General features: G+C 63.9%; 17 protein-coding genes. 9 read left to right on the forward strand and 8 right to left on the reverse strand.

Annotated elements, in window-relative coordinates:
* The first annotated feature begins 57 nt into the window (after positions 1 to 57).
* From ACT01B_RS06610 to ACT01B_RS06625, 4 genes are all read left to right on the forward strand, one after another.
* Positions 58 to 813: a creatininase family protein gene (locus ACT01B_RS06610; protein ID WP_445146583.1), complete on the forward strand. Its 756-nt coding sequence runs from the start codon at positions 58 to 60 to the stop codon at positions 811 to 813.
* Between the two features lie 52 nt (positions 814 to 865).
* On the forward strand, positions 866 to 2,041 hold the full coding sequence (locus ACT01B_RS06615; protein WP_445146584.1) for a YVTN family beta-propeller repeat protein: 1,176 nt from the start codon (positions 866 to 868) through the stop codon (positions 2,039 to 2,041).
* Positions 2,042 to 2,043: 2 nt separating this feature from the next.
* The gene (locus tag ACT01B_RS06620) at positions 2,044 to 2,406 is read left to right on the forward strand and encodes a nuclear transport factor 2 family protein (RefSeq protein ID WP_445146585.1); all 363 of its coding nucleotides are present in this window, start codon (positions 2,044 to 2,046) and stop codon (positions 2,404 to 2,406) included.
* 413 nt (positions 2,407 to 2,819) lie between these two features.
* Entirely contained in the window at positions 2,820 to 3,596 is a 777-nt protein-coding gene (locus ACT01B_RS06625) for a hypothetical protein (RefSeq protein ID WP_445146586.1), read from the forward strand.
* Between the two features lie 140 nt (positions 3,597 to 3,736).
* Here the strand turns inward: ACT01B_RS06625 and ACT01B_RS06630 are convergent, their stop codons facing one another.
* Positions 3,737 to 4,567, reverse strand: coding sequence for a class I SAM-dependent methyltransferase (locus ACT01B_RS06630; protein ID WP_445146587.1), 831 nt, complete (start codon positions 4,565 to 4,567; stop codon positions 3,737 to 3,739).
* 127 nt (positions 4,568 to 4,694) lie between these two features.
* Here ACT01B_RS06630 and ACT01B_RS06635 point away from each other — a divergent pair, with 127 nt between their 5' ends.
* Positions 4,695 to 5,693 carry an LLM class flavin-dependent oxidoreductase gene (locus tag ACT01B_RS06635; protein WP_445146588.1) on the forward strand — a complete coding sequence of 333 codons (999 nt, stop codon included), beginning with the start codon at positions 4,695 to 4,697 and terminating at the stop codon, positions 5,691 to 5,693.
* A gap of 36 nt (positions 5,694 to 5,729) precedes the next feature.
* Here ACT01B_RS06635 and ACT01B_RS06640 read toward each other — a convergent pair whose 3' ends face one another.
* From ACT01B_RS06640 to ACT01B_RS06665, 6 genes are all read right to left on the reverse strand, one after another.
* Entirely contained in the window at positions 5,730 to 6,758 is a 1,029-nt protein-coding gene (locus ACT01B_RS06640; protein WP_445146589.1) for an HDOD domain-containing protein, read from the reverse strand.
* A 107-nt stretch (positions 6,759 to 6,865) separates the two neighbouring features.
* On the reverse strand, positions 6,866 to 8,107 hold the full coding sequence (locus tag ACT01B_RS06645; RefSeq protein ID WP_445146590.1) for a TIGR03862 family flavoprotein: 1,242 nt from the start codon (positions 8,105 to 8,107) through the stop codon (positions 6,866 to 6,868).
* Between the two features lie 70 nt (positions 8,108 to 8,177).
* A complete protein-coding gene (locus tag ACT01B_RS06650; RefSeq protein WP_445146591.1) occupies positions 8,178 to 8,732 on the reverse strand; it encodes a YaeQ family protein in 555 nt (184 codons plus the stop codon).
* Between the two features lie 61 nt (positions 8,733 to 8,793).
* Positions 8,794 to 9,549, reverse strand: coding sequence for a slipin family protein (locus ACT01B_RS06655; RefSeq protein WP_445146592.1), 756 nt, complete (start codon positions 9,547 to 9,549; stop codon positions 8,794 to 8,796).
* 28 nt (positions 9,550 to 9,577) lie between these two features.
* Entirely contained in the window at positions 9,578 to 10,945 is a 1,368-nt protein-coding gene (locus ACT01B_RS06660) for an NfeD family protein (protein ID WP_445146593.1), read from the reverse strand.
* A gap of 717 nt (positions 10,946 to 11,662) precedes the next feature.
* Positions 11,663 to 12,280 (reverse strand): TetR/AcrR family transcriptional regulator, encoded by a 618-nt coding sequence (locus ACT01B_RS06665; RefSeq protein ID WP_445146594.1) that lies wholly within the window; start codon positions 12,278 to 12,280, stop codon positions 11,663 to 11,665.
* Positions 12,281 to 12,381: 101 nt separating this feature from the next.
* Between ACT01B_RS06665 and ACT01B_RS06670 the strand changes: the two genes are divergently transcribed.
* Positions 12,382 to 13,854 carry an MFS transporter gene (locus ACT01B_RS06670; protein WP_445146595.1) on the forward strand — a complete coding sequence of 491 codons (1,473 nt, stop codon included), beginning with the start codon at positions 12,382 to 12,384 and terminating at the stop codon, positions 13,852 to 13,854.
* A gap of 270 nt (positions 13,855 to 14,124) precedes the next feature.
* Here ACT01B_RS06670 and ACT01B_RS06675 read toward each other — a convergent pair whose 3' ends face one another.
* The gene (locus ACT01B_RS06675) at positions 14,125 to 16,149 is read right to left on the reverse strand and encodes a trypsin-like peptidase domain-containing protein (RefSeq protein WP_445146596.1); all 2,025 of its coding nucleotides are present in this window, start codon (positions 16,147 to 16,149) and stop codon (positions 14,125 to 14,127) included.
* Between the two features lie 213 nt (positions 16,150 to 16,362).
* Between ACT01B_RS06675 and ACT01B_RS06680 the strand changes: the two genes are divergently transcribed.
* From ACT01B_RS06680 to ACT01B_RS06690, 3 genes are all read left to right on the forward strand, one after another.
* Positions 16,363 to 17,241: a pseudouridine synthase gene (locus ACT01B_RS06680; protein ID WP_445146597.1), complete on the forward strand. Its 879-nt coding sequence runs from the start codon at positions 16,363 to 16,365 to the stop codon at positions 17,239 to 17,241.
* A 64-nt stretch (positions 17,242 to 17,305) separates the two neighbouring features.
* Positions 17,306 to 18,373 carry a class I SAM-dependent methyltransferase gene (locus tag ACT01B_RS06685; protein WP_445146598.1) on the forward strand — a complete coding sequence of 356 codons (1,068 nt, stop codon included), beginning with the start codon at positions 17,306 to 17,308 and terminating at the stop codon, positions 18,371 to 18,373.
* Complete coding sequence (locus ACT01B_RS06690) at positions 18,370 to 19,086, forward strand: pseudouridine synthase (protein WP_445146599.1); 717 nt, start codon at positions 18,370 to 18,372, stop codon at positions 19,084 to 19,086. Before ACT01B_RS06685 ends, ACT01B_RS06690 begins: the two co-directional genes overlap by 4 nt.
* Positions 19,087 to 19,489: the final 403 nt, after the last annotated feature.

Here is a 19,489-nt window from a genome sequence, read left to right on the forward strand (position 1 = left end):
CACCCATCGCTGCGCGCTCTCGCTTTCGCCGCACTGTTTTTCGCCACGCAAGCATCGATGGCGCAATCGACGCCGAAGACCGTCCTGCTGGAGAATCTGACCTGGACGGAAATTCGCGATCAGGTGCAGGCAGGCAAGACCACCATCATCATTCCTGTTGGCGGGACCGAGCAGAGCGGACCTGGCATTGCCGTCGGCAAGCACAACGCGCGGGCGGCGTATCTGTCGCAGAAGATCGCCGAAGGGCTGGGCAACGCCCTGGTCGCACCGGTCGTCGCTTACGTGCCGGAAGGAGGCTACGCGCCTCCGTCGTCGCATATGCGTTTCCCTGGCACCATCACGATCTCCGATGCAGCCTTCGAGCAGATGCTGGAGTCCGCGGCACAAAGTTTTGCCGCACACGGTTTCCGCAACATCGTGTTCCTCGGTGACCATGGCGGCTACAAGAAGGATCTCGAACAGGTCGCCGCCCATCTGAACAAGGCCTGGTCCGGCTCCAAGGTACGCGCCATCGTGCCAGCGGAATACTACGAATCATCATCCGACGGCTACGCGGAGATGCTGCGCCAGCGCGGTTTTCGTGATGACGAAATCGGCACCCACGCGGGTCTGGCGGATACCTCGCTGCAACTGGCCGTCGCGCCGCAAATGGTCCGGCTGGACCGCCTCCAGCACGGCCCCAAGCTGGGCCCGGCCGATGGCGTGTATGGCGGCGATCCGCGCAAGGCCTCGGCTGAGCTCGGTCAGATCGGCATCGATGCTATTGTGTTACATACCGTCGACGCGCTCCGAAAAGACACCCAGGGCCGCTGATTCCCTTGCGGGAACGACACCCGAATTCCCCTAACTCATACGTTGTTTGCCCATGGCCATCGCTAACTCACTGCGCTCATCCCGTCTGTTCCGCCTGTCATCGTTTGCGCTTGCCGCAGCATGCGTGGGCGGCACTGCCCTGGCGGCATCGTCCGTCACCACCGTTCCCGGCATGCCGCCGGTGATCAATCCCGCCAATATGTACAGCGAGGCAGGGCTCGATCACCTGAGCCCCGCCGTGGCGAAGGACCCGGCGCGGATCTATGTGCCGAACCTGCGCTCGAACGACGTCTATGTCATCGATCCGACCACGTACAAGGTCGTCGACAAGTTCAAGGTCGGTCGCAGCCCCCAGCACGTGGTGCCGTCGTGGGATCTGCGCACCTTGTGGGTGACCAATAACGCCGAGCGCGGCACCGATGGCAGCCTCACGCCGATCGACGCCCGCACCGGCAAGCCTGGCGCGAACGTTGCGGTCGACGACCCGTACAACATGTACTTCACGCCGGACGGCAAGGAAGCCATCGTCGTGGTCGAGGCGCATGCGCGCCTGGATTTCCGCGACGCGCACACCATGGCGATGCACGCCAGCCTGCAGGCTCCGGAGTGCAAGGGCATCAACCACGCCGAATTCGCCATCGACGGTACCTACGCGATCTTTACCTGTGAATTCACCGGCAAGCTGACCAAGATCGACCTGGTCAAGCGCCAGGTGGTGGGCTATCTGGACCTGGCCAAGCGTGGCATGCCGCAGGACATCCGCTCGTCGCCCGATGGCAAGACGTTCTATGTGGCCGACATGATGGCCGATGGCGTCTACCTGATCGATAGTGCCAGCTTCAAGCAGGTCGGTTTTATCAAGACGGGCGTGGGCACGCATGGCCTCTATCCGAGCCGTGACGGTTCCAAGCTCTACGTATCCAACCGCGGTTCCAACAAGGTCCATGGCCCGCGCAATGGCAAGGGCAGCGTCTCGGTGATCGACTTCGCCACGCAGAAGGTGGTGGCGAACTGGCCGATTCCCGGTGGCGGCAGCCCGGACATGGGCAACGTCAGTGCGGATGGCAAGACCTTGTGGCTGTCCGGCCGCTTCGACGACGTGGTCTACGCGTTCGATACGACCACGGGCCAGGTCCGCTCCATCAAGGTGGGCCAGGAGCCGCACGGTCTTACCGTGTGGCCGCAGCCGGGTCGTTATTCGCTGGGCCATACCGGCATCATGCGCTGAGCATGCGTGCCGATCCCGCTGCGCTGATCCAGCGGCAGTTGCAGGCTTACAACGACAAGGATGTCGATGTCTGGCTCGCAACCTACGCACCCGACGCCGCGCAGTATGTGCTGCACGGCGAAAGGCTGGCGCAGGGGCATGACGAGTTGCGCCGTCGCATCCTGGTTCGCTTTACCGAGCCGGATCTGCACGCCCGGCTGCTCAGCCGGGTCGTGATGGGGCAGGTGGTGGTGGACCTCGAACAGGTCACCCGCACCTTCCCCGAGGGCAAGGGCAGCATGGAAATGCTGTGCATCTACGAGATCGCCGAGGGCTGCATTGCCAAGGCATCGTTCGCCATGGGCGCGCCGCTACTGCACGATTGATGCTCAGCTGGTGCGCAGTGGCGCGCCAACTGGCTGGGTAGCGGCCGCAACGGCCAGCGGCCTATGCTTTCTGGCCTATTTTCGGTTAAGCCCGACGACGCCCTAATGAGCGCCGCCGCCCGGCAGTTGCTCCAACAAACTGATACGCCATGACGTAGGACGCGTCGCTTCGGCTTGGCCGGGCGTATTGCATCCGTTGTGTTGCCGACCGGGAACGATAAACGTCATGCGCCGTATGTCGCCGTTCGGTGTCGATCCTCTCCCTATGCGTCCATGCGTAGGCGGTTACAGGTCATCGCAAGCAAGTCACTCCTGTTATGAGTTGCCTTCGTCGTGGGCGGTCTTCGCGTCCTGCGGGTGCCGTTGTCAAACCAACCCAAACCATTGGGGGCCCAGGCCCTGAGGGAGATTTCATGAAGAGCACGAAATTTTGGCTGGCGTTAGCGATCGCACTTTCAGGCATGTCGTCCGTGCATGCGCAAGACGCGGGCAAGGCGAACATCATCCGGGTGTACACCGACGTAGTGGCGCCAGCGGATCAGCAAGCCTATGAAGCCGGCACCAAGGCGTTCAACCAGTGCCTGGCCCAACACGGTTTCAAGTTCGGGTGGGATGCCTGGGCGCATGAAACCGGCGATACCTACAGCTATTCGTATACCTCGCAGCCTGTTACCTGGGAAACGTTCGATGCGATGCAGGCCGCGGGAAAGGCATGCGATCAGGCGCTCCGGACCAACGTCAATCCGCATCTGAAGAGCGAGACCAGCGCCTTTGTCGAGGTGATGCCGGACATGGCTCATTTGGCCAAGGGAGCAGGCATTGCAGCGCCTTTCATGCAGGTGACGTACTTCAAGCTCAAGCCGGGCCATGAGGCCTCGGAAACTTTCACCGACGTCGCGAAAAAGATCGCCGCTGCCGCCAACAAGGCGAACTGGCCTGGACACTTCGTGGTCGGCAAGGTGCGCGAAGGTGCCGAAGGCTCGCCGGATTTTATCGTCTTGTGGCCCGCCAAGAATTGGGGGGAAGTAGGCAATGAAACCAATCCGACCTTGTGGAAGATGATGGAAGGCGTCTATGGCAAAGACGATACCGCGGCACTACGCAAGTCGTTGAACGATGTCGTGCAGGAATCGTCTTCGCATGTCGACAGGTACAACGCTGATCTGACTTACAAGCCGGCCAGCAAGTAGGCAAGGGGGAGCGATGCGTTGGCGGCCCACCTTGTGGGCCGCTTTTTTTAAGCGATAGCATTGAACATCGAGTCACGCCACGCCGAGCCACCGCTCGTGCGCCGTCCTTGCTGGCGTCCCGGTTATCGAAGACGCGCAGGCTAACGGCTTGCTGCTGCGTTGCCGGCCAAGGGTTTGACGAAACGCAGCGTCATGCGGTCGGATTCACCGATGATTTTCATTTTCGCGTGTTCATCCTCGGGGCCGGCCAGGTCCGGCGGCAGGCGATGGATATTGATGTCTTCCGGGTCGGTGGGGTTCGCATTGATTTCCGAGACACCGGAAAGTTGGAAACCGGTCTTGAGCGCCAGCGCGATCAGATAGTCCTCGGGGATGCGGTGCAGCGCGCCCGCAGTCACGCGTGCATCGCCGAACGGTTTGGCGCGGTGTTCGGTCAGTCCGAAGACGCCGCCGGGCTTGAGTACGTCGAACGCGGATTTGAACACCGCTTCCAACGTGTCGGGACTGTTGATCAGCCAGTCATGGGTGTTGCGGAACGTGAGCACCATGTCGGCCGAGTTCGCGGGGCCGAGGCTTACGTGGTCGGGCGGCGCGAAAGGAACCATGCCGGCGATATGTCCGAACACGGCAGGATTGCTCTTGAGCTTGGCAGTGAATTTTTCCGCTTTCGGCGGAGCGGCTTCGATCAGATGGCCGCGCTCATACAGAAACGGCGCGAGTATCTCGGTGTACCAGCCACCACCGGGCGACAGTTCGATCACCGTCATGTCCGGGCGAATACCGAAGAATTGCAAGGTTTCGACCGGGTGCCGGTAGGTGTCGCGCGCCTTGTTCGGTGCCGAACGCCATGCACCGTCAACCGCCTTCTGCAGCAGGACGGTGGTGTCGTCGGTGGAGGCGGCGCTGGCCGCGACGGGGAGCAGCAGGATAACGGCAAGCAGGGCAAGCGCTTTGCAGGTTCGGCGGAGCATGGTGCGACCCTCCCGACGATGGTGCGCAAAGACTACGCCTAAATGAGCCGTGCGGCAGGCTGGGAGGCAGGGGTGGCATTTGCGACGGGTGTCCCCACATCGGTGACTTCCTTGCCGAGGACGCAGCATGATTCCCTTTTCTGTACTCGATCTGGCGCCGGTCACGGAGGGCAGCAGCGCGACCCAGGCATTTGCCCATACGCTGGATCTGGCCCGGCGCGCCGAGCGCCTTGGCTATACGCGCTACTGGCTGGCCGAACACCACAACATGCCCGGCATCGCCAGTGCGGCGACGGCGGTCTTGATCGGCTATGTGGCGGGCGGCACGTCGACCATACGGGTGGGGGCGGGCGGCATCATGTTGCCGAACCATGCGCCACTGCAGGTAGCCGAGCAGTTCGGCACCCTGGCGTCGTTGTATCCGGGCCGCATCGACCTGGGTCTGGGGCGCGCGCCGGGTACCGACCACGCGACCGCGAGGGCATTGCGGCGTTATTTCGACAGCGCGGATGCGTTCCCCGCCGACGTCCAGGAGTTGCTCGCCTATTTCGAGCAGGCCACGCCGGACCAACCCGTGCGTGCGGTGCCGGGAGCCGGCGTCGATGTGCCGGTGTGGTTGCTGGGATCGAGCCTGTTCAGCGCGCGCCTATCTGCGGCCATGGGGCTGCCGTTTGCGTTCGCCTCGCACTTTGCGCCGGATGCGATGGATGAAGCGCTGGCGCTGTATCGCCGCGACTTCCGGCCGTCAGTGCGGCTGCATGCGCCCCACGCCATGCTGGGCATCAACGTGGTCGCCGCGGCCAGCGATGCCGAAGCGCGGCGCCTGTTCACCACCCAACAGCAGAGCTTTATCAATCTTCGTCGTGGACGGCCCGGGCTGATTCCGCCGCCCATCGACGATATCGAGAATTACTGGACGCCCACCGAGAAATTCGGGGTGGAACGTGCGCTTGCCTGCGCCGTGATTGGCGATGCGGCGACGGTGAAGCAGGGAATCGAAGCCTTTGTGGCGCGGCACCAGCCCGACGAATTGATGGTCACCGCCAACGTGTTCGAGCACGAAGCGCGTTGCCGTTCGTTCGAGATCGTGGCGCAGGTCAGGGCGAGCATCGCGGCCGCTGGCTGAGACGGTGGGATGGGCTCCGTGCCATGCGCGGGCCGGTCACTGGGTAGCGAAATTCTTGCGCAGATCCTGCTGGCACCGCGCCAGCAGCATGGACGGAAACTGGGTAATCGAGCCGTCGGTGTAGTCCGCTTCGGCGTCCACTAGTCGATGTTCGGCAAGCAGCTGGTGCATGGCCAGTCGCTGCGCCGCGTGCAGCACGCGACTCATCGGCAGGGTCATGGCGTTTCGGGCGGCGTCGGCATGTTCGATCAGGGCGTCCAGTACCGGCGGCGGCAGGTCCCAATGGTGGCCGACCTGCACGGTGAGCTGGGTGGCGACCTGGGCACATCCGGCGATGAAGGCCGGCGAGCTAGTCGACAGCGTGACACCGAGATCCTTTTCCAGCAGGCGGGCCACGGCACCCAGGCCGCTATAGCCGACCAGGCCGGCGAGATAGGCCTCGAAGGGATCGCATTGCCCCTTGCTGAGAAACACGGCGGCATGCGCGCAGCGTTCAGCGTGGTCCCATAGGCGCTGGCCCACCAGTTGTCCGCTGGCGCCCGCGCTGGCCATCAGGATGGGCTTCATCACATAAGACGTCACCACGTGGCGCAGGCCGATCTGGCCGAGCAGTACCACGGCGTGCTGCAGACTGCCGACCGGGTGCGCGGTGCGGTAAGCGATGCTGCCGGTGACCCGCATGACTTCGCCCACCAGGACCGGGTCGCGCCGGATCAGGTTGGCGAGCTGGGCGCCATTGAGGTTGTCGCTCTTCATGGCGCGCATCAGCTGGGGCAGCACCGTGGGCATGCGCGGCAGGGTACGCACGTCGAAGCGGCCACCGTCGCAGAACTCTTTCAGGCGCTGCAGCAAGGCCTGCTCCCTGGCGGGTGCGGCGCTGTCTCCCACGAGCGGCGGCAGGTTCAGGATGAAGCGATGGAAGTGTTCCTCGACCTCGTCGCCTGACACCGTGCCATGGGAGGCCTCGATGGCGTTTGGCGCGTTGCGCTCGAACGCCGTCTGACGCGGCGCCGGTGTTGCCGGCGCGCGCGTGGGTGCGAAGAGTCGCCACCAGTTGCCCATCATCTTGCTTACCGCTCCCCTTGCACGCCTTCGCGTCGCTTATGTATCGGCACCCGGCCTGAAAGATGTAGCGCGAATTTCCGGGCTTGCGACGCCTAGCTCAGTGATCGTCAACAGGCTCCAAGCCAGGCGGCAGCGCTCTTGCCGGCAAGGTGGCCGCTGGCGAAGCAGGCGGTGAGCAGGTAGCCGCCGGTGGGCGCCTCCCAGTCGAGCATTTCGCCGGCGCAGAACACGCCGGGCAGGGCCGTGAGCATCAGTTGGTCGTCCAAGGCCTCCAGCCGGACCCCGCCGGCACTGCTGATCGCTTCGGCGATGGGGCGAGCCCGCGTCAGCGTGAGCGGCAGGCGCTTGATGGTACGTGCCAGCACCTCGGTGTCGTAGAACTGTTCCCGGCTCAGCACCTCGTGCAGCAGGGCCGCCTTCACACCGGTCAGGCCGGTCTGACGGCGCAGGTGGTCGCTCATCGAGTGACTGCCGCGGGGCTTGGCGAGATCGCGCCGCAAGCGTTCGAGAGGGCGGTCGGGGGCCAGGTCCAGCGCTAGGGTGGTCCCGCCATGCGCGGCAATGGCATCGCGCAACGGACCGGAGAACGCGTAGATCAGGCTGCCCTCGATGCCGGTGGCGGTCATCACGCATTCGCCCTGGCGCGTGTGTTCGACGCTCTTGGCGTCGCGAAAGTAGATCGCCACAGGCTTGAGCGGTGCGCCTGCGAAGCGGCTGGCCAGGTGTTCGCTCCAGCCGATATCGAAGCCGCAGTTGGACGGCACCAGCGGAGCCACCGCCGCGCCGCGCGCGGCCAGCCACGGTTGCCATGCTCCGTCGGAACCCAGCTGCGGCCAGCTGCCGCCACCCAGGGCCAGCACCACGGCGCCGGCCTGCATGCTGCGTTCGCCGTCCGGGGTGGCCATGCGCAGGGCGCCATCGTCGGTCCAGCCCAGCCAGCGCTGATGCACGTGGAAGCGCACGCCGCGCTCGCGCAGGCGATGAACCCAGCCACGCAGCAAGGGCGCGGCTTTCAGATCGCTGGGAAAGACCCTGCCGGAGCTGCCGACGAAGGTCTCGACACCCAGGCCGCGCGCCCAAGCACGCAGTGCATCGGCATCAAAATGCTCCAGCCAGGCACCCACCTGTTGCGCTCGTGCGCCGTAGCGCTGCACAAAGGCGGGCTTGGCTTCGCCATGCGTGAGGTTCATGCCGCCCTTGCCGGCGATCAGGAACTTCCGGCCGACCGAGCCCTTCGCCTCGTAGACATCCACCTCCACGCCGGCCGCGCGCGCGGTTTCCGCGGCCATCAGGCCGGCCGGACCGCCGCCAATGATGATCAGGCCGGGTAGGGATGACGATGCAGGCATGAGCGGGCTTCGCGACAAGGGGGAAGACGATACGGCGACGCTACCCGGCTGACCAGCCGGGCCGACAGGCTCAGTTGGCCGGGGCCATGCGCGTCTGCGGCTGCACGGCGGCGCCGGTGCCGGCGGCATCGCCCATCAGCTGCAGCTCGCCGTCCTGGATCAGGCATTGCAGGCGCAGCGTGCGTTCGGCCATGGCGGTCAGCGTGGCCACCGTATCGGCAGGCACGTCCAGCACGGTGAGATTGCGGTGACGGGCCAGCGCGCTGGCGTTCTTCTCCCACCAGACATCGGAAGCGCGGCCGCCGTAGTTGATCACCACCACCTGCTCGGCACGGCCGCAGGCCTTGCGGATACGCGCTTCATCCGGCTGGCCCAGCTCGATCCATTGCTGGATGTCGCCGCTGTAATCCTTGCGCCAGAGGTCGGGCTCGTCTTCCGCACTGAGTCCCTTGCCGAATTCCAGCCGCTCATCGGCGTACAGCGCGAAAGCGAGCAGACGCACCATCAGGCGTTCCTCGGTCTCGGAGGGATGGCGCGCCAGGGTCAGCGCATGGGTGGCGTAGTAGTGCCGGTCCATGTCGCTGACCTGCAGCTCCGCTTTGTAGATGGTGGCATTCAGGGCCATGAGGGCGTCCGGTAAGGTCAACCGCCCATTGTACGTGGCTCTGGTGCTCTCAGGGCTTTCGCTACTTGGGGGTCAACCGGTCGATCAGCGGCTTGATCAGGTCCATCGGCAACGGAAAGACGATGGTGGAAGCCTTGCCGCTGTTGGACATGTCCGACATGGTCTGCAGATAGCGCAGCTGCAGCGCCTGTGGCTCCTGTGACAGCATGGCGGCGGCATCGCGCAGCTTTTCCGCGGCCTGCAACTCACCGTCGGCGTGGATCACCTTGGCGCGTCGTTCGCGTTCGGCCTCGGCCTGGCGGGCGATGGCGCGCACCATGGTTTCGTTCAGATCGACGTCCTTGATCTCGACATTGCTCACCTTGATGCCCCAGGGGTCCGTGGCCTCGTCGAGGATCTGTTGCAGGCTGTGATTGATCGAGTCGCGTTGGGAGAGGATGTCGTCCAGCTCGTGCTGGCCCAGCACCGAACGCAACCGCGTCTGCGCCAACTGGCTGGTGGCCTGGAAAAAGTCGGCGACCTGCAGCATGGCCTTGTCCGGTTCCACCACGCGGAAGTACACCACCGCGTTGACGCGCACGGATACGTTGTCGCGCGAGATCACGTCCTGCGGCGGCACATCCATCACCGTCACGCGCAGGTCGACGCGCATCATTCGCTGCACGATCGGTACCAGGATCACCAGGCCCGGTCCCTTGGTGCCGGTATAACGGCCCAGGGTCAGCACGACGCCGCGCTGGTATTCCGGCAGCACCTTGATCGACAGGAACAGCAGTGCCGCCACCCACACCACGATCACACTCACGAAGCCAAGCATAAGCGTCTCCATTTTGGCCATCCGGATATCAGGCAGGCGTTACCCGCAGCAACAGACCATCACGACCCACCACCCGTACACGCGCACCGGCAGGCAGCGCAGACTCACATCGTACGCGCCATTGCTCGCCACCGATCCGCACCCAACTTTCACCGCCGGCATCCACCGCTTGCAGCAGTTCTCCCGACGCCAGCAACATTTGCGCGTCGCCGTTGAATGGCCGCGCTCGCCGTGATCGAGTGACCAGTCGAAGCAGCAGGGTGAGCAGCGCCGCCGCGGAAAACGCAATGCCGCCGATCACACCTAGATTCACCGCATAACCAGGCACACCGGTGTTGAACAACATGATCGAGCCGATCACGAAGGCCACCAGCCCGCCGATGCCGATCGCACCCACGGAAGGCACCAGAGCCTCGGTAAGCATCAACCCGACACCGAGCACCATCAGCGCGAGTCCCGCGTAGTTCACCGGCAGCAGTTGCAGCGCGTACAACCCGATCAGCAGGCAAATGGCGCCGGCCACGCCGGGAAACAGCGCGCCAGGGTGAAACGCCTCCAGCACCAGCCCGTACACGCCAGCGAGTAGCAGCATGTAGGCGATGGTGGGGTTGGTGATGACGCCGAGGAAATGCGTGCGCCAGTTGGGCGCGTAGTCGCGCACGGGCAGGCCGGCGGTCTTGAGGACGAAGTCGCTTCCGGCCACCCGCACGCGTCGTCCATCGGCGTGGGCCAACAGGGCATCGGTATCGGCGGCGATAAAGTCGATCACGTGCTTCTGCAACGCCTCGTCGGCGGTCAGCGTGGCTGCGCCACGCACCGCCTGCTCCGCCCATTCGGCATTGCGGCCGTTGAGCTGGGCCAGCGAGCGGATCGAGGCGATGGCGTCATTGATGACCTTGGTCTGCTCGGCATCGGACGCGGGTTTCGCCGCCGAGCCAGCCGGGGCAGGGGCGTTTCCCAACGGCAGCGGGTTTTCACCGCCAAGCTGCACCGGTGTCGCCGCGCCAAGATGCGTCGCTGGAGCCATGGCCGCAATCTGGCAGGCGTAGAGAATATAGGTGCCCGCGGATGCAGCGCGCGCGCCCTCCGGCGCGACATAACCCAGCACAGGACGCTTCGCCGCCAGGATGCTGGCGATGATTTGTCGCATCGAGTCGGACAGGCCTCCTGGCGTATCCAGTTGCAGCACGATGGCTGCTGCCCCATCGCGGGTGGCCCGATTCAGGGTGTCGTCGACGTATTCGGCGGCGGCCGGACCAATCGGGCCGCTGAGTTCGATGCGCGCCACGAAGCCGTTCGTGCGCACGCCACCGCCAGCAGCTTGTCCGGCTGCTGTGGACACGGCAAACGCCACGACGAGCAGGGCGCTTGCCAACATCCCGATCCATCGCGTCACGCGGCGCCTCCTCAAAGGTGGCGATATCAGATTGCGCCGAGAGATGTTGTCTCGGTGTGAGACGGGAAGGAGTCAAACCCACCCACCATAGGGCCATGTAGGAGCGCACCCTGTGCGCGACAAACCGGCAGGAGTGCCGGTTTGCACAGCGCCAGCTGCCCGCAGGGCGAGGGCCAAGGATGGCCCGAGTGAAAAGCCTACGTAGCGGTGACGCCGTGATCGCGCACAGGGTGCGCTCCTACAACCGGCAAGCGCCATTGCCCCATGCGGAACGGTCCGTTCCAAGCGCAAATCAATGCTCATTAATCTGCGACTTCTCCAGCAGCACATTGAGCTTCCCCGCGGCAGCGGCCATTGATAAGACGATCACGGCGCTTGCGCACCAGGTGTACACCTCAGCCCTCCATAGCATCCTTGGTGTACTGGCGGCACTCGCCATTCTGACGGCCGTGGTCTGCATCTTTATGTTGCGGTAGTCATTGGATGAGCAAGGCACTGCACTCGAAACCAGTCGCAAGTAGATGCACGTACCACTCGCAGCACAGGGCTTGCGGGCGTTACGCAAAGCTCGATGACAGCGTGGGATTCAGCTTGCTGCCGTGGCGGCCGGTGATCGAGCGGTGGTGGCAGCAGACCGCCGCGACCGTGCGCGGTAGAGGGGGTGTCGTGGGAGATTGGGCGGTGGTAGCGGGGGCCGTCCGTGGGATAGCCGACGACTCACTTGTTCCGTTTGACCATGGCCAGAATGATTTCAAGCAGCTCATCCAGCGCTTGCCCGGCGGTAATCTCCCCGGCAACGGCTGCATGCGAAAGCGAGTCAGCCGCGCCGAGCATCGCCCACAGGCTTGCCAACGAAATTTCTTGATATCCGCAGAACGGCGCAAGCATCTTCTGGCACTTTTCGATGAAGGCTTGCTGGTACTGCCTTTTCACGGCAACCAGTTCTGGCGAGCCGTTCAGCGCGGCAAGAACGCCCGGCATCTCTCGCCCTTGGGTCAACACGCACTCGACATAGGTCGACGCGATGACCCTGGCCTTGTCCTTCAAGCTTGGTTTGCTGGCTGCGATGGCGGCATCCATGATCGCGGTCTGGCGCGCATCGAAATCTTGGTAGAGCGCTGCCAACAGTCCATTGCGGGTGCCGAAGTGGTCATAGACGACGGGCTTGGTCACGCCAGCCTCTTCGGCGAGGCGCCCCAGGGTCAGGGCGTCCGTACCTTCATCGCAGATCAACTTCCACGAGACATCCACAAGCTGGCGCCAGCGCGCCTGCCTGGACAATCGGCGACGTGGGGAATCCTTAGAGGCAGCAGGGGTTTTCGAGTGGCTTGACATCGCTACATACCAAAAGTAACTTACTGTTTGTAAGTTACCAAAAGTATATTGAATGCCGATCCGGGGAGCAATCGGGTCGCGTCCGCATCGAGCACACGACCATGAACATGACCACTTCATCGGATGCACCATCCGCCGGCCGCAAGGCATGGCTGGGGCTCCTAACCGTTCTCGCCCTGGTTCTGCTGGTGGCCATGGACGGTTCGGTGCTCTACCTCGCCATGCCGCGCGTCACCTCTTCGATCTTGCCTACGGTGGATCAGGCACTTTGGATGCTCGACATCTACGGCTTTGTCGTCGGCTCGCTCCTGATCACCTTCGGCAACATCGGGGACCGCTATGGGCGGTTGAAGTTGATCATGGCCGGGGCCGTCGTCTTTGGCCTGGGATCGTTGGGCGTCGCGTATTCGACCACCCCCGGGGGCATGATCGCGTTCCGGGCGCTCATGGGGCTGGGTGGGGCCACCTTGCTGCCCTCGGGGCTGGCTATCGTCAGCGCCCTGTTTCCCGATCCTCGGCAGCGGGCACAGGCCATCGGCATCTTCGCGGCGACGTTTGCGGCAGGCTTTGCCATCGGCCCGATCATTGGAGGGGCCTTGCTGCAACGGTTCGAGTGGGGCGTGGTCTTCCTGATCAATGTCCCGGTGGTGGTGGCCTTCCTGATCGCCGCACCGATCCTGCTGCGTGAGGTTCGCTCCCCGGCTTATGGGCGTATCGACGTCCCGAGTCTGCTGCTGTCGTTCGCCGGCATCCTGCTGTTGACCTACGCCATCAAGCGCGCGGCAGCCGTGGGCTTCTCACCGCAGCCATCCATCGCGGGCGTGGCCGGCCTCTTTGCCCTGGCGATCTTCCTCCACCGGCAGACGAAGATCGCGTTTCCCCTGATGGACCTGAGCCTGTTCAAGGATCGTATTTTTTCGATGGCCATCCTGACCGGGCTGCTGTCGTTGGTCGTCTGGTCTGCCGCAAGCTACCTGTCGGGTATCTATCTGCAATCGGTACTCGGCTTCGAGGTGTTCACGGCAGCGCTACTGAGCCTGCCTGGCGCAGTGGTTCTCACCGCAACGTGTGTCGGTACGAGCCGCATCGTTGAACGGATCGGGCGCAAGCCTGCCCTGGTCGCCACGCATTTCCTGATCGGCGTGGGCGTGTTCTTGCTGCTGTTCACGACGACCGAAGTGGGGGTCGTTCCGTTTATCGCTTCGACCATGATGGCGGGCGTCGGATACGGCTTGTCCTTCAGCCTCGTTGCCGAGATCGCCGTGTCGGCGGTGCCGACCGAGCGCGCCGGGGCGGCGGGTTCCATGGCCGAAACCAGCAACGAAATCGGCAATGCACTGGGTATCACCCTGTTGGGTTCGCTCGCGGCACTGAACTTCAGGCTCTTCGGGCCCGGCGTGGCGGGCACCTTGAACGAAACCCTGGATCATCCAGGGATCACGGCGGACACCGTGCTTCAAGCCAAGGAGGCATTCCTGTCGGGGCTGCATCTGGCGGTCGGCGTTGGCGGACTGCTCACGCTGTTGGCTGGCATCGTGACCTGGCTCTGGTTGCCGCGAAAACTGCCGGAATAGGAAGATGCACCGTGGAGATCGGGCATCTTCGGTGCTTCCTGGCCGCTGCTGAAGAATCTCACGTCGCCGGGCGGCTGTATATCGGGCAGTCGCCGTAGTCGCACGCCATCAGCGAATACATTGAAGTGTTCCGCCTCGGCAACGCTCATGGCCTCTATTGGCGATGTTCAGCCCCGCGGCCACGGCCGGCGCCAGCCTTCGCTGGGGCGACGAGGAAGCCCGGCCGAAGCAGCGACTCCACCGGGGCCGCCGCATCAACCCAACCACAAATCAGTGCTCATTAATCTGCAACTTCTCCAGCAGCAAATTGAGCTTCCCCTTCATGGCGTCTTCCGGCCGCGGCCCGTCCACCCCATAGAACGCCGTATACAGCACGCCCGGTTTCGCATCCGCGGACGCCGGCGTGCCGCCCACCGTACCGATATAGGTCATGTCGTTTTCGCTATACGGCACACCATCGTCCGGATGGCTGCGGCGCAGCACCTTGCCCCAGTAGTTGCGGTAGCTGTCGTCGAGATCGTCGGACGGCGCAATGTGGCGGTTGACGCTGATCTTCTCGGCATTCTCGATATTGGATTTCACCACCACGTTGGAAACGTCCCACACCACCTTGCCGTGGTCTTCGAAGTAGGACATGCCCAGTACCAGCTGGCTGTCCTTGTCGATCTTCTGCAGGGCCGGCGTATAGGAGAAATCCATGCGCCTGGACTGATAGCGGAAGTCGTTGTCGTAGTCGAAGTGGATCGCGATATCCGACAGCACCGCTGGCAGCAGTTCGGTATTGGCGAGGTATTCCTTCCACTGCGCCAGCGTGCCGCCGTAGGCGACGTAGATGAAGTTGGCGAGCGCCTTGAGGTCGCCTATTTCCTCATGTTCGGATTTGGCCGTCACCACACGGACCATCGCGGCGTAACCATCGGGTACCGGCAACAGGAAGGCGACGAGCTTGGAGTTGTCGTAGGCCATCGGCCAGACACGCACCTGCCAGCGGCGCTGGTAAGAGTCGGTGAACATCTTCTCCTCGGTGGGCTTGCCCAGCGAGGTCACCTTGACCTGTTCCGAACCGACGCGACGTTGCAGCGGTGCGCCCTTGAGCAAAAGATCCATGACCAGCTTCGGATCGCTATAGAGCTGCTTGCTCGACACGTCATCGGGCTTGCGCAGATGGAACATCAGCTGATTGCCCACGACCGCCTTGGACACATAGCCGTTGTGCGGCAGCGTGCCCTTGCTTTCGCTGGTGTTGGTGGCCACCCAGGTGCCGCTGCTGTTGCGGTGAAGCAGGGTCGGGAACGGATTGAGCGTGGAGCTGCTGTGCAGCATGCGGCTGGAACCCGAACCTTTCGGGAACATCGTTTCCGCGTTTTCCGCCAACAAGTCGTGCAGCTGTTGGTCGACGTAGGCGTCATAGGACTTCTGAAACGTCGCGCTGAAATCCGCGAAGCTCTTGGGCAGCGGGAACTGCACCTTGAACGTGCCCGAGTGTTTGTCGTCGATGGCATCCAGCTGATACAGCTGGCGCGTGTCCGCGACGGCGAGATTGGCCGGTGCCTGCAGCACCATGTCGATGGGCAGGGCGTAGTTGAGATTCTCGTCGGGTGATTTCATCAGCACGACGCCGATGACCTTGCCGTCCCTGTCGAGCAGCGGGCCGCCGCTGTTGCCTGGCGAGGCCGCGGCAGAGAAGCGCATCCATTTCCAGCGACCGTTTTCCTCCTCGGGCGTCTGCGAGGTGTACAAGCCATCGCGAATCACGATGCCCGTACCCAGCGCATTGCCGACGGCGTAGACGACATCGTTCATGGCGGGCTGCGTGTTCACTTCCAGCGGCGCAATCTTCGGTGCGTCCTTCAGCGTGAACTCGACGAAATCCTGCTGCAGCGAGAAGCGCGTGATCTTGTCGATGGCAAAGACGTGTCCGCTGGCATCGCGCAGCGCCGGTTCGCCCATCAGGTTGCTGATGCCGATGGCCAGCACGTGGCCGGCGGTGACATAGCGGTTGTCACCCACCGCGAACGCCGTGCCGACGGAGTAATACTTGTCGTTGCGCAACTGGAACGGCAGCTGGTCCAGTGGCAAGGGCTTCTCGTAGGTGAGCGTGTCGTTCACCGGCTTGGGCACCACGACCTCGAAGGTGGCGGCCTGCACCCTGGGCAAGACTGCCGGGTCGAGCGTCGCGGCAGCGGCCGCCGGGGCGACCCACAGGGCCAGCCAGGCGAGCCAGGCGATGGCGGGCCGCGATACCGGCTGATTCGGGGAGAACACCTTCCGCGCGCGGTCTACCGGCTTTTCCATGTCGTTCCCCTGTCTTGTATCCGTGGCGCCTTGGGGGCGCCATCCCCGGGCCCGTGCCCATTCGAAGGGAAGTGTAGCGAAGGTTTTGGTTCGCGAAACGAGATGCACGCAGGTGTTGGCAGGATGCAGCGAAAGCGCCAGCGGACTGCCACGCCAGCGGGCGCGAAAGCCTGCGGCAAGCTATAAGCTGGGCTCTCCTTGGTGGAGCCGCGCATGTCCCGTTCGATCGCCGCCAGCACGTTCCATCTGCCAGCCGGACCTTGGTCGACGGTGCTGGATGGCTTATGTGCGCAGTTTGCGCAAATCCCGCGCGCGCACTGGCTGGATCGGTTTGAGCGGGGGCAGGTGCAGGACGCGGAAGGCCGCGCCCTGGCTGCGGACGCGCCTTACCGTGCCGGACTTTGCGTGCGTTATTTCCGCGAGGTGCCGGACGAGGCGCCTATTCCCTATCGCGAGACCCTGCTGCACGTCGACGCGCACCTGGTGGTGGTCGACAAGCCGCATTTTCTGCCGGTCACGCCGGCTGGCAGTTTTGTTCAGGAAACCGTGCTGGCCCGGCTCGTTCGCACGCTCGACAACCCCGATCTGGTGCCGCTGCACCGTATCGATCGACATACCGCGGGCCTGGTGATGTTTTCCGCCGATCCGGCCAGCCGGTCTGCCTACCAGGCCTTGTTTCGGGAGCGGCGCATCGCAAAACATTATCGGGCCTGGGCTCCCGCCTTGCCGCAACTCGAATTCCCCCAGGTTCGGCGCTCGCGCATCGTTGCCGGCGAGCCGTTCTTCCGGATGCAGGAGGTCGAGGGTGAGGCCAATAGCGAGACGCGAATCGATGTGCTGGATCGCGCCGGTCACCAGTGGCTTTATGCGCTGCAGCCGGTCACCGGCAGGAAACACCAGCTGCGCGTGCACATGAGCCATCTCGGTGCGCCGATTCGGCACGACCCGTTCTATCCCCAGCTGACGGAGCAGGCGGCGGACGACTATGCGCGACCGCTGCAATTGCTGGCGCAGGCGCTCTCCTTCGTCGATCCGCTAAGCGGCAAGCAGCGTCAGTTCCTTAGCGAGCGCGAGCTGCTTTCACCCGAGTGAAAGCGTTTCGTCCGGCGGGCAGCTAAAATGCCGTTCTTCCGACGAGCTGGAACCCCCCCTCTTGATGACTGCCGTGTTCTCCGCTGCTGCTCCCGATGCGGCGCTGGAGGCTTTGTTCGTTCCGTTTGAGACGGGACTGCTCAGCCTGCCGGCGGACGGACGCGTGCTGTTCATGCGTGCGCGCGACGGCTTCCGTTTGCGCGAGATGGCGCGTCCGGGCTGGGTGTGTGAGCAGAGTTTCAGGCCATTCGCCGACGCGCTGGAACGCAGTGGACTGCGGCTTGGCAACCCTGAAAGCGACGAACGTTTCCCCCTGGTGCTGGTGTTGCCACCACGCCAACGGGACGAGGCGCGCGCGCTGTTCGCACAGGCCATGCGGCGTGCCGCTCCGGGTGGAGTCGTGCTGGCGGCGATGCCCAATACCGAAGGCGCCAAGTCGGGCGAAGCAGACCTGGCTCGCCTTGCCGGGCGGCTGCAGGTGATCTCCAAGCACAAATGCCGCGTGTTCTGGACCGCGCCGTTGCGTGATGCGGCGGATCCTGCGCTGCTCGACGAATGGTCCGCGCTGGATGCTCCGCGACGCAACGCCGCCGGTTATGTCAGCCGCCCGGGCTTGTTCGCCTGGGACCGGGTGGATGCCGCCTCAGCCTTGCTGGCCGGGCATTTGCCAGCCGATCTCTCGGGGCGCCTGGCTGATCTTGGTGCCGGCTACGGTTATCTCGCCACCCAGGTGCTTGCGCGTTGCGTGGGCGTAACCGGCCTCGATCTGTACGAAGCGGAACGGCGCGCCTTGGAGCCGGCACGTCTCAATCTCGAAGGTGCGCAACGCGCGTGCGGCAGGCCCGTGGCGTTCGCCATGCACTGGCACGACGTGACCCAGGGACTGCCGCATCGCTACGACGCCATCGTCAGCAATCCACCGTTCCACCAGGGCCGCGCGGACCTGCCCGAACTGGGGCGCGCGTTTATCGATACGGCGGCCGGCGCGTTATGGCCGCACGGACGCCTGTGGCTGGTGGCCAATCGCCATCTGCCCTATGAGGCCACTTTGGCCGCACGCTTTTCCGAGGTACGTACGGTGACAACGCAGGAAGGTTTCAAGGTGATCGAAGCACGCGGAGTACGCGCATGAAATTGGTCAAGCTGATCGCCAATCTCGGTTATGGCAGCCGCAAGGACGTGGCACTGATGTTCCGCGAAGGACGCATCACTGATCCGGATGGCGAGGTGTTGTACGCCGATGACAAGGTCCCGCACGAGCACATCCGCGTCGACGACGAGCCACTCGATCCGCCCACGGGGCTGATCCTGATGATGAACAAGCCGCTGGGCGCCACCTGCTCGCGTAAGGATCAGGGCCGCGTGGTGTATGACTTGCTGCCGCCACGTTATCGCGTGCGCGATCCGGCGCTTTCCACGGTAGGACGGCTGGACCGCGAGACCTCTGGGCTGCTGCTGTTCACCGACGATGGCGCGCTGCTGCACCGGATTATTTCGCCGAAGGCGCAGGTGGCCAAAGTGTATGAGGCCACGCTCGCGCAGGACCTGGGTGGCGACGAAGGCGAGCTGTTCGCCAGCGGCAGCATGATGCTGGAGTCGGAAAGGGAGCCGTTGGAGCCAGCGATGCTGGAGGTGTTATCTCCGCGCCATGCGCGCCTGACCCTGACCGAGGGACGCTATCACCAGGTACGCCGCATGTTTGCCGCCGTTGGCAACCACGTGGAAACGCTCGCGCGCATTTCCGTAGGCGGTCTCACCCTGGGTGATCTTCAGGAAGGCAAGTGGCGCGCCCTGGGCGAGGGCGACGTGGCGAATATTTTTGCGGGGCCGACATCGCCCCGCTGAACCCGACTCAGTCGGAAAGATACTCGCGGCGACGCGCCAATTCGTCCTCTCGGCGCGAATGGGCTCCCGGTTGCCAGGACACCAACTGAAAATGGCTGGAATCCTGGTCTTGCGTATTCACGGCATCCTGCGTGTCCCGGTGGGGGAGCATCCCTGCTACCAGCTGCATTCCGCGCTCAAAGGCGGAACGTGCAAGAAGCATGTGCATAGTTACTACTCCCGGCTACCCCTGAGCAGCCGTCGGATATCACTCTAACCATCTTCACCGGCTGTACACAAATGCCAATCGTCACTGAACGGAAGTACTTGCTTGTTGCGGTGCGACAGCAGTCGTTCACCAAGGTGAAGACGCGATATCACGTTCATATTTGCCGGCACGTCTTGCATCAAACGCACCATAACC

It is taken from the genome of Dyella sp. Tek66A03 (assembly GCF_052567735.1).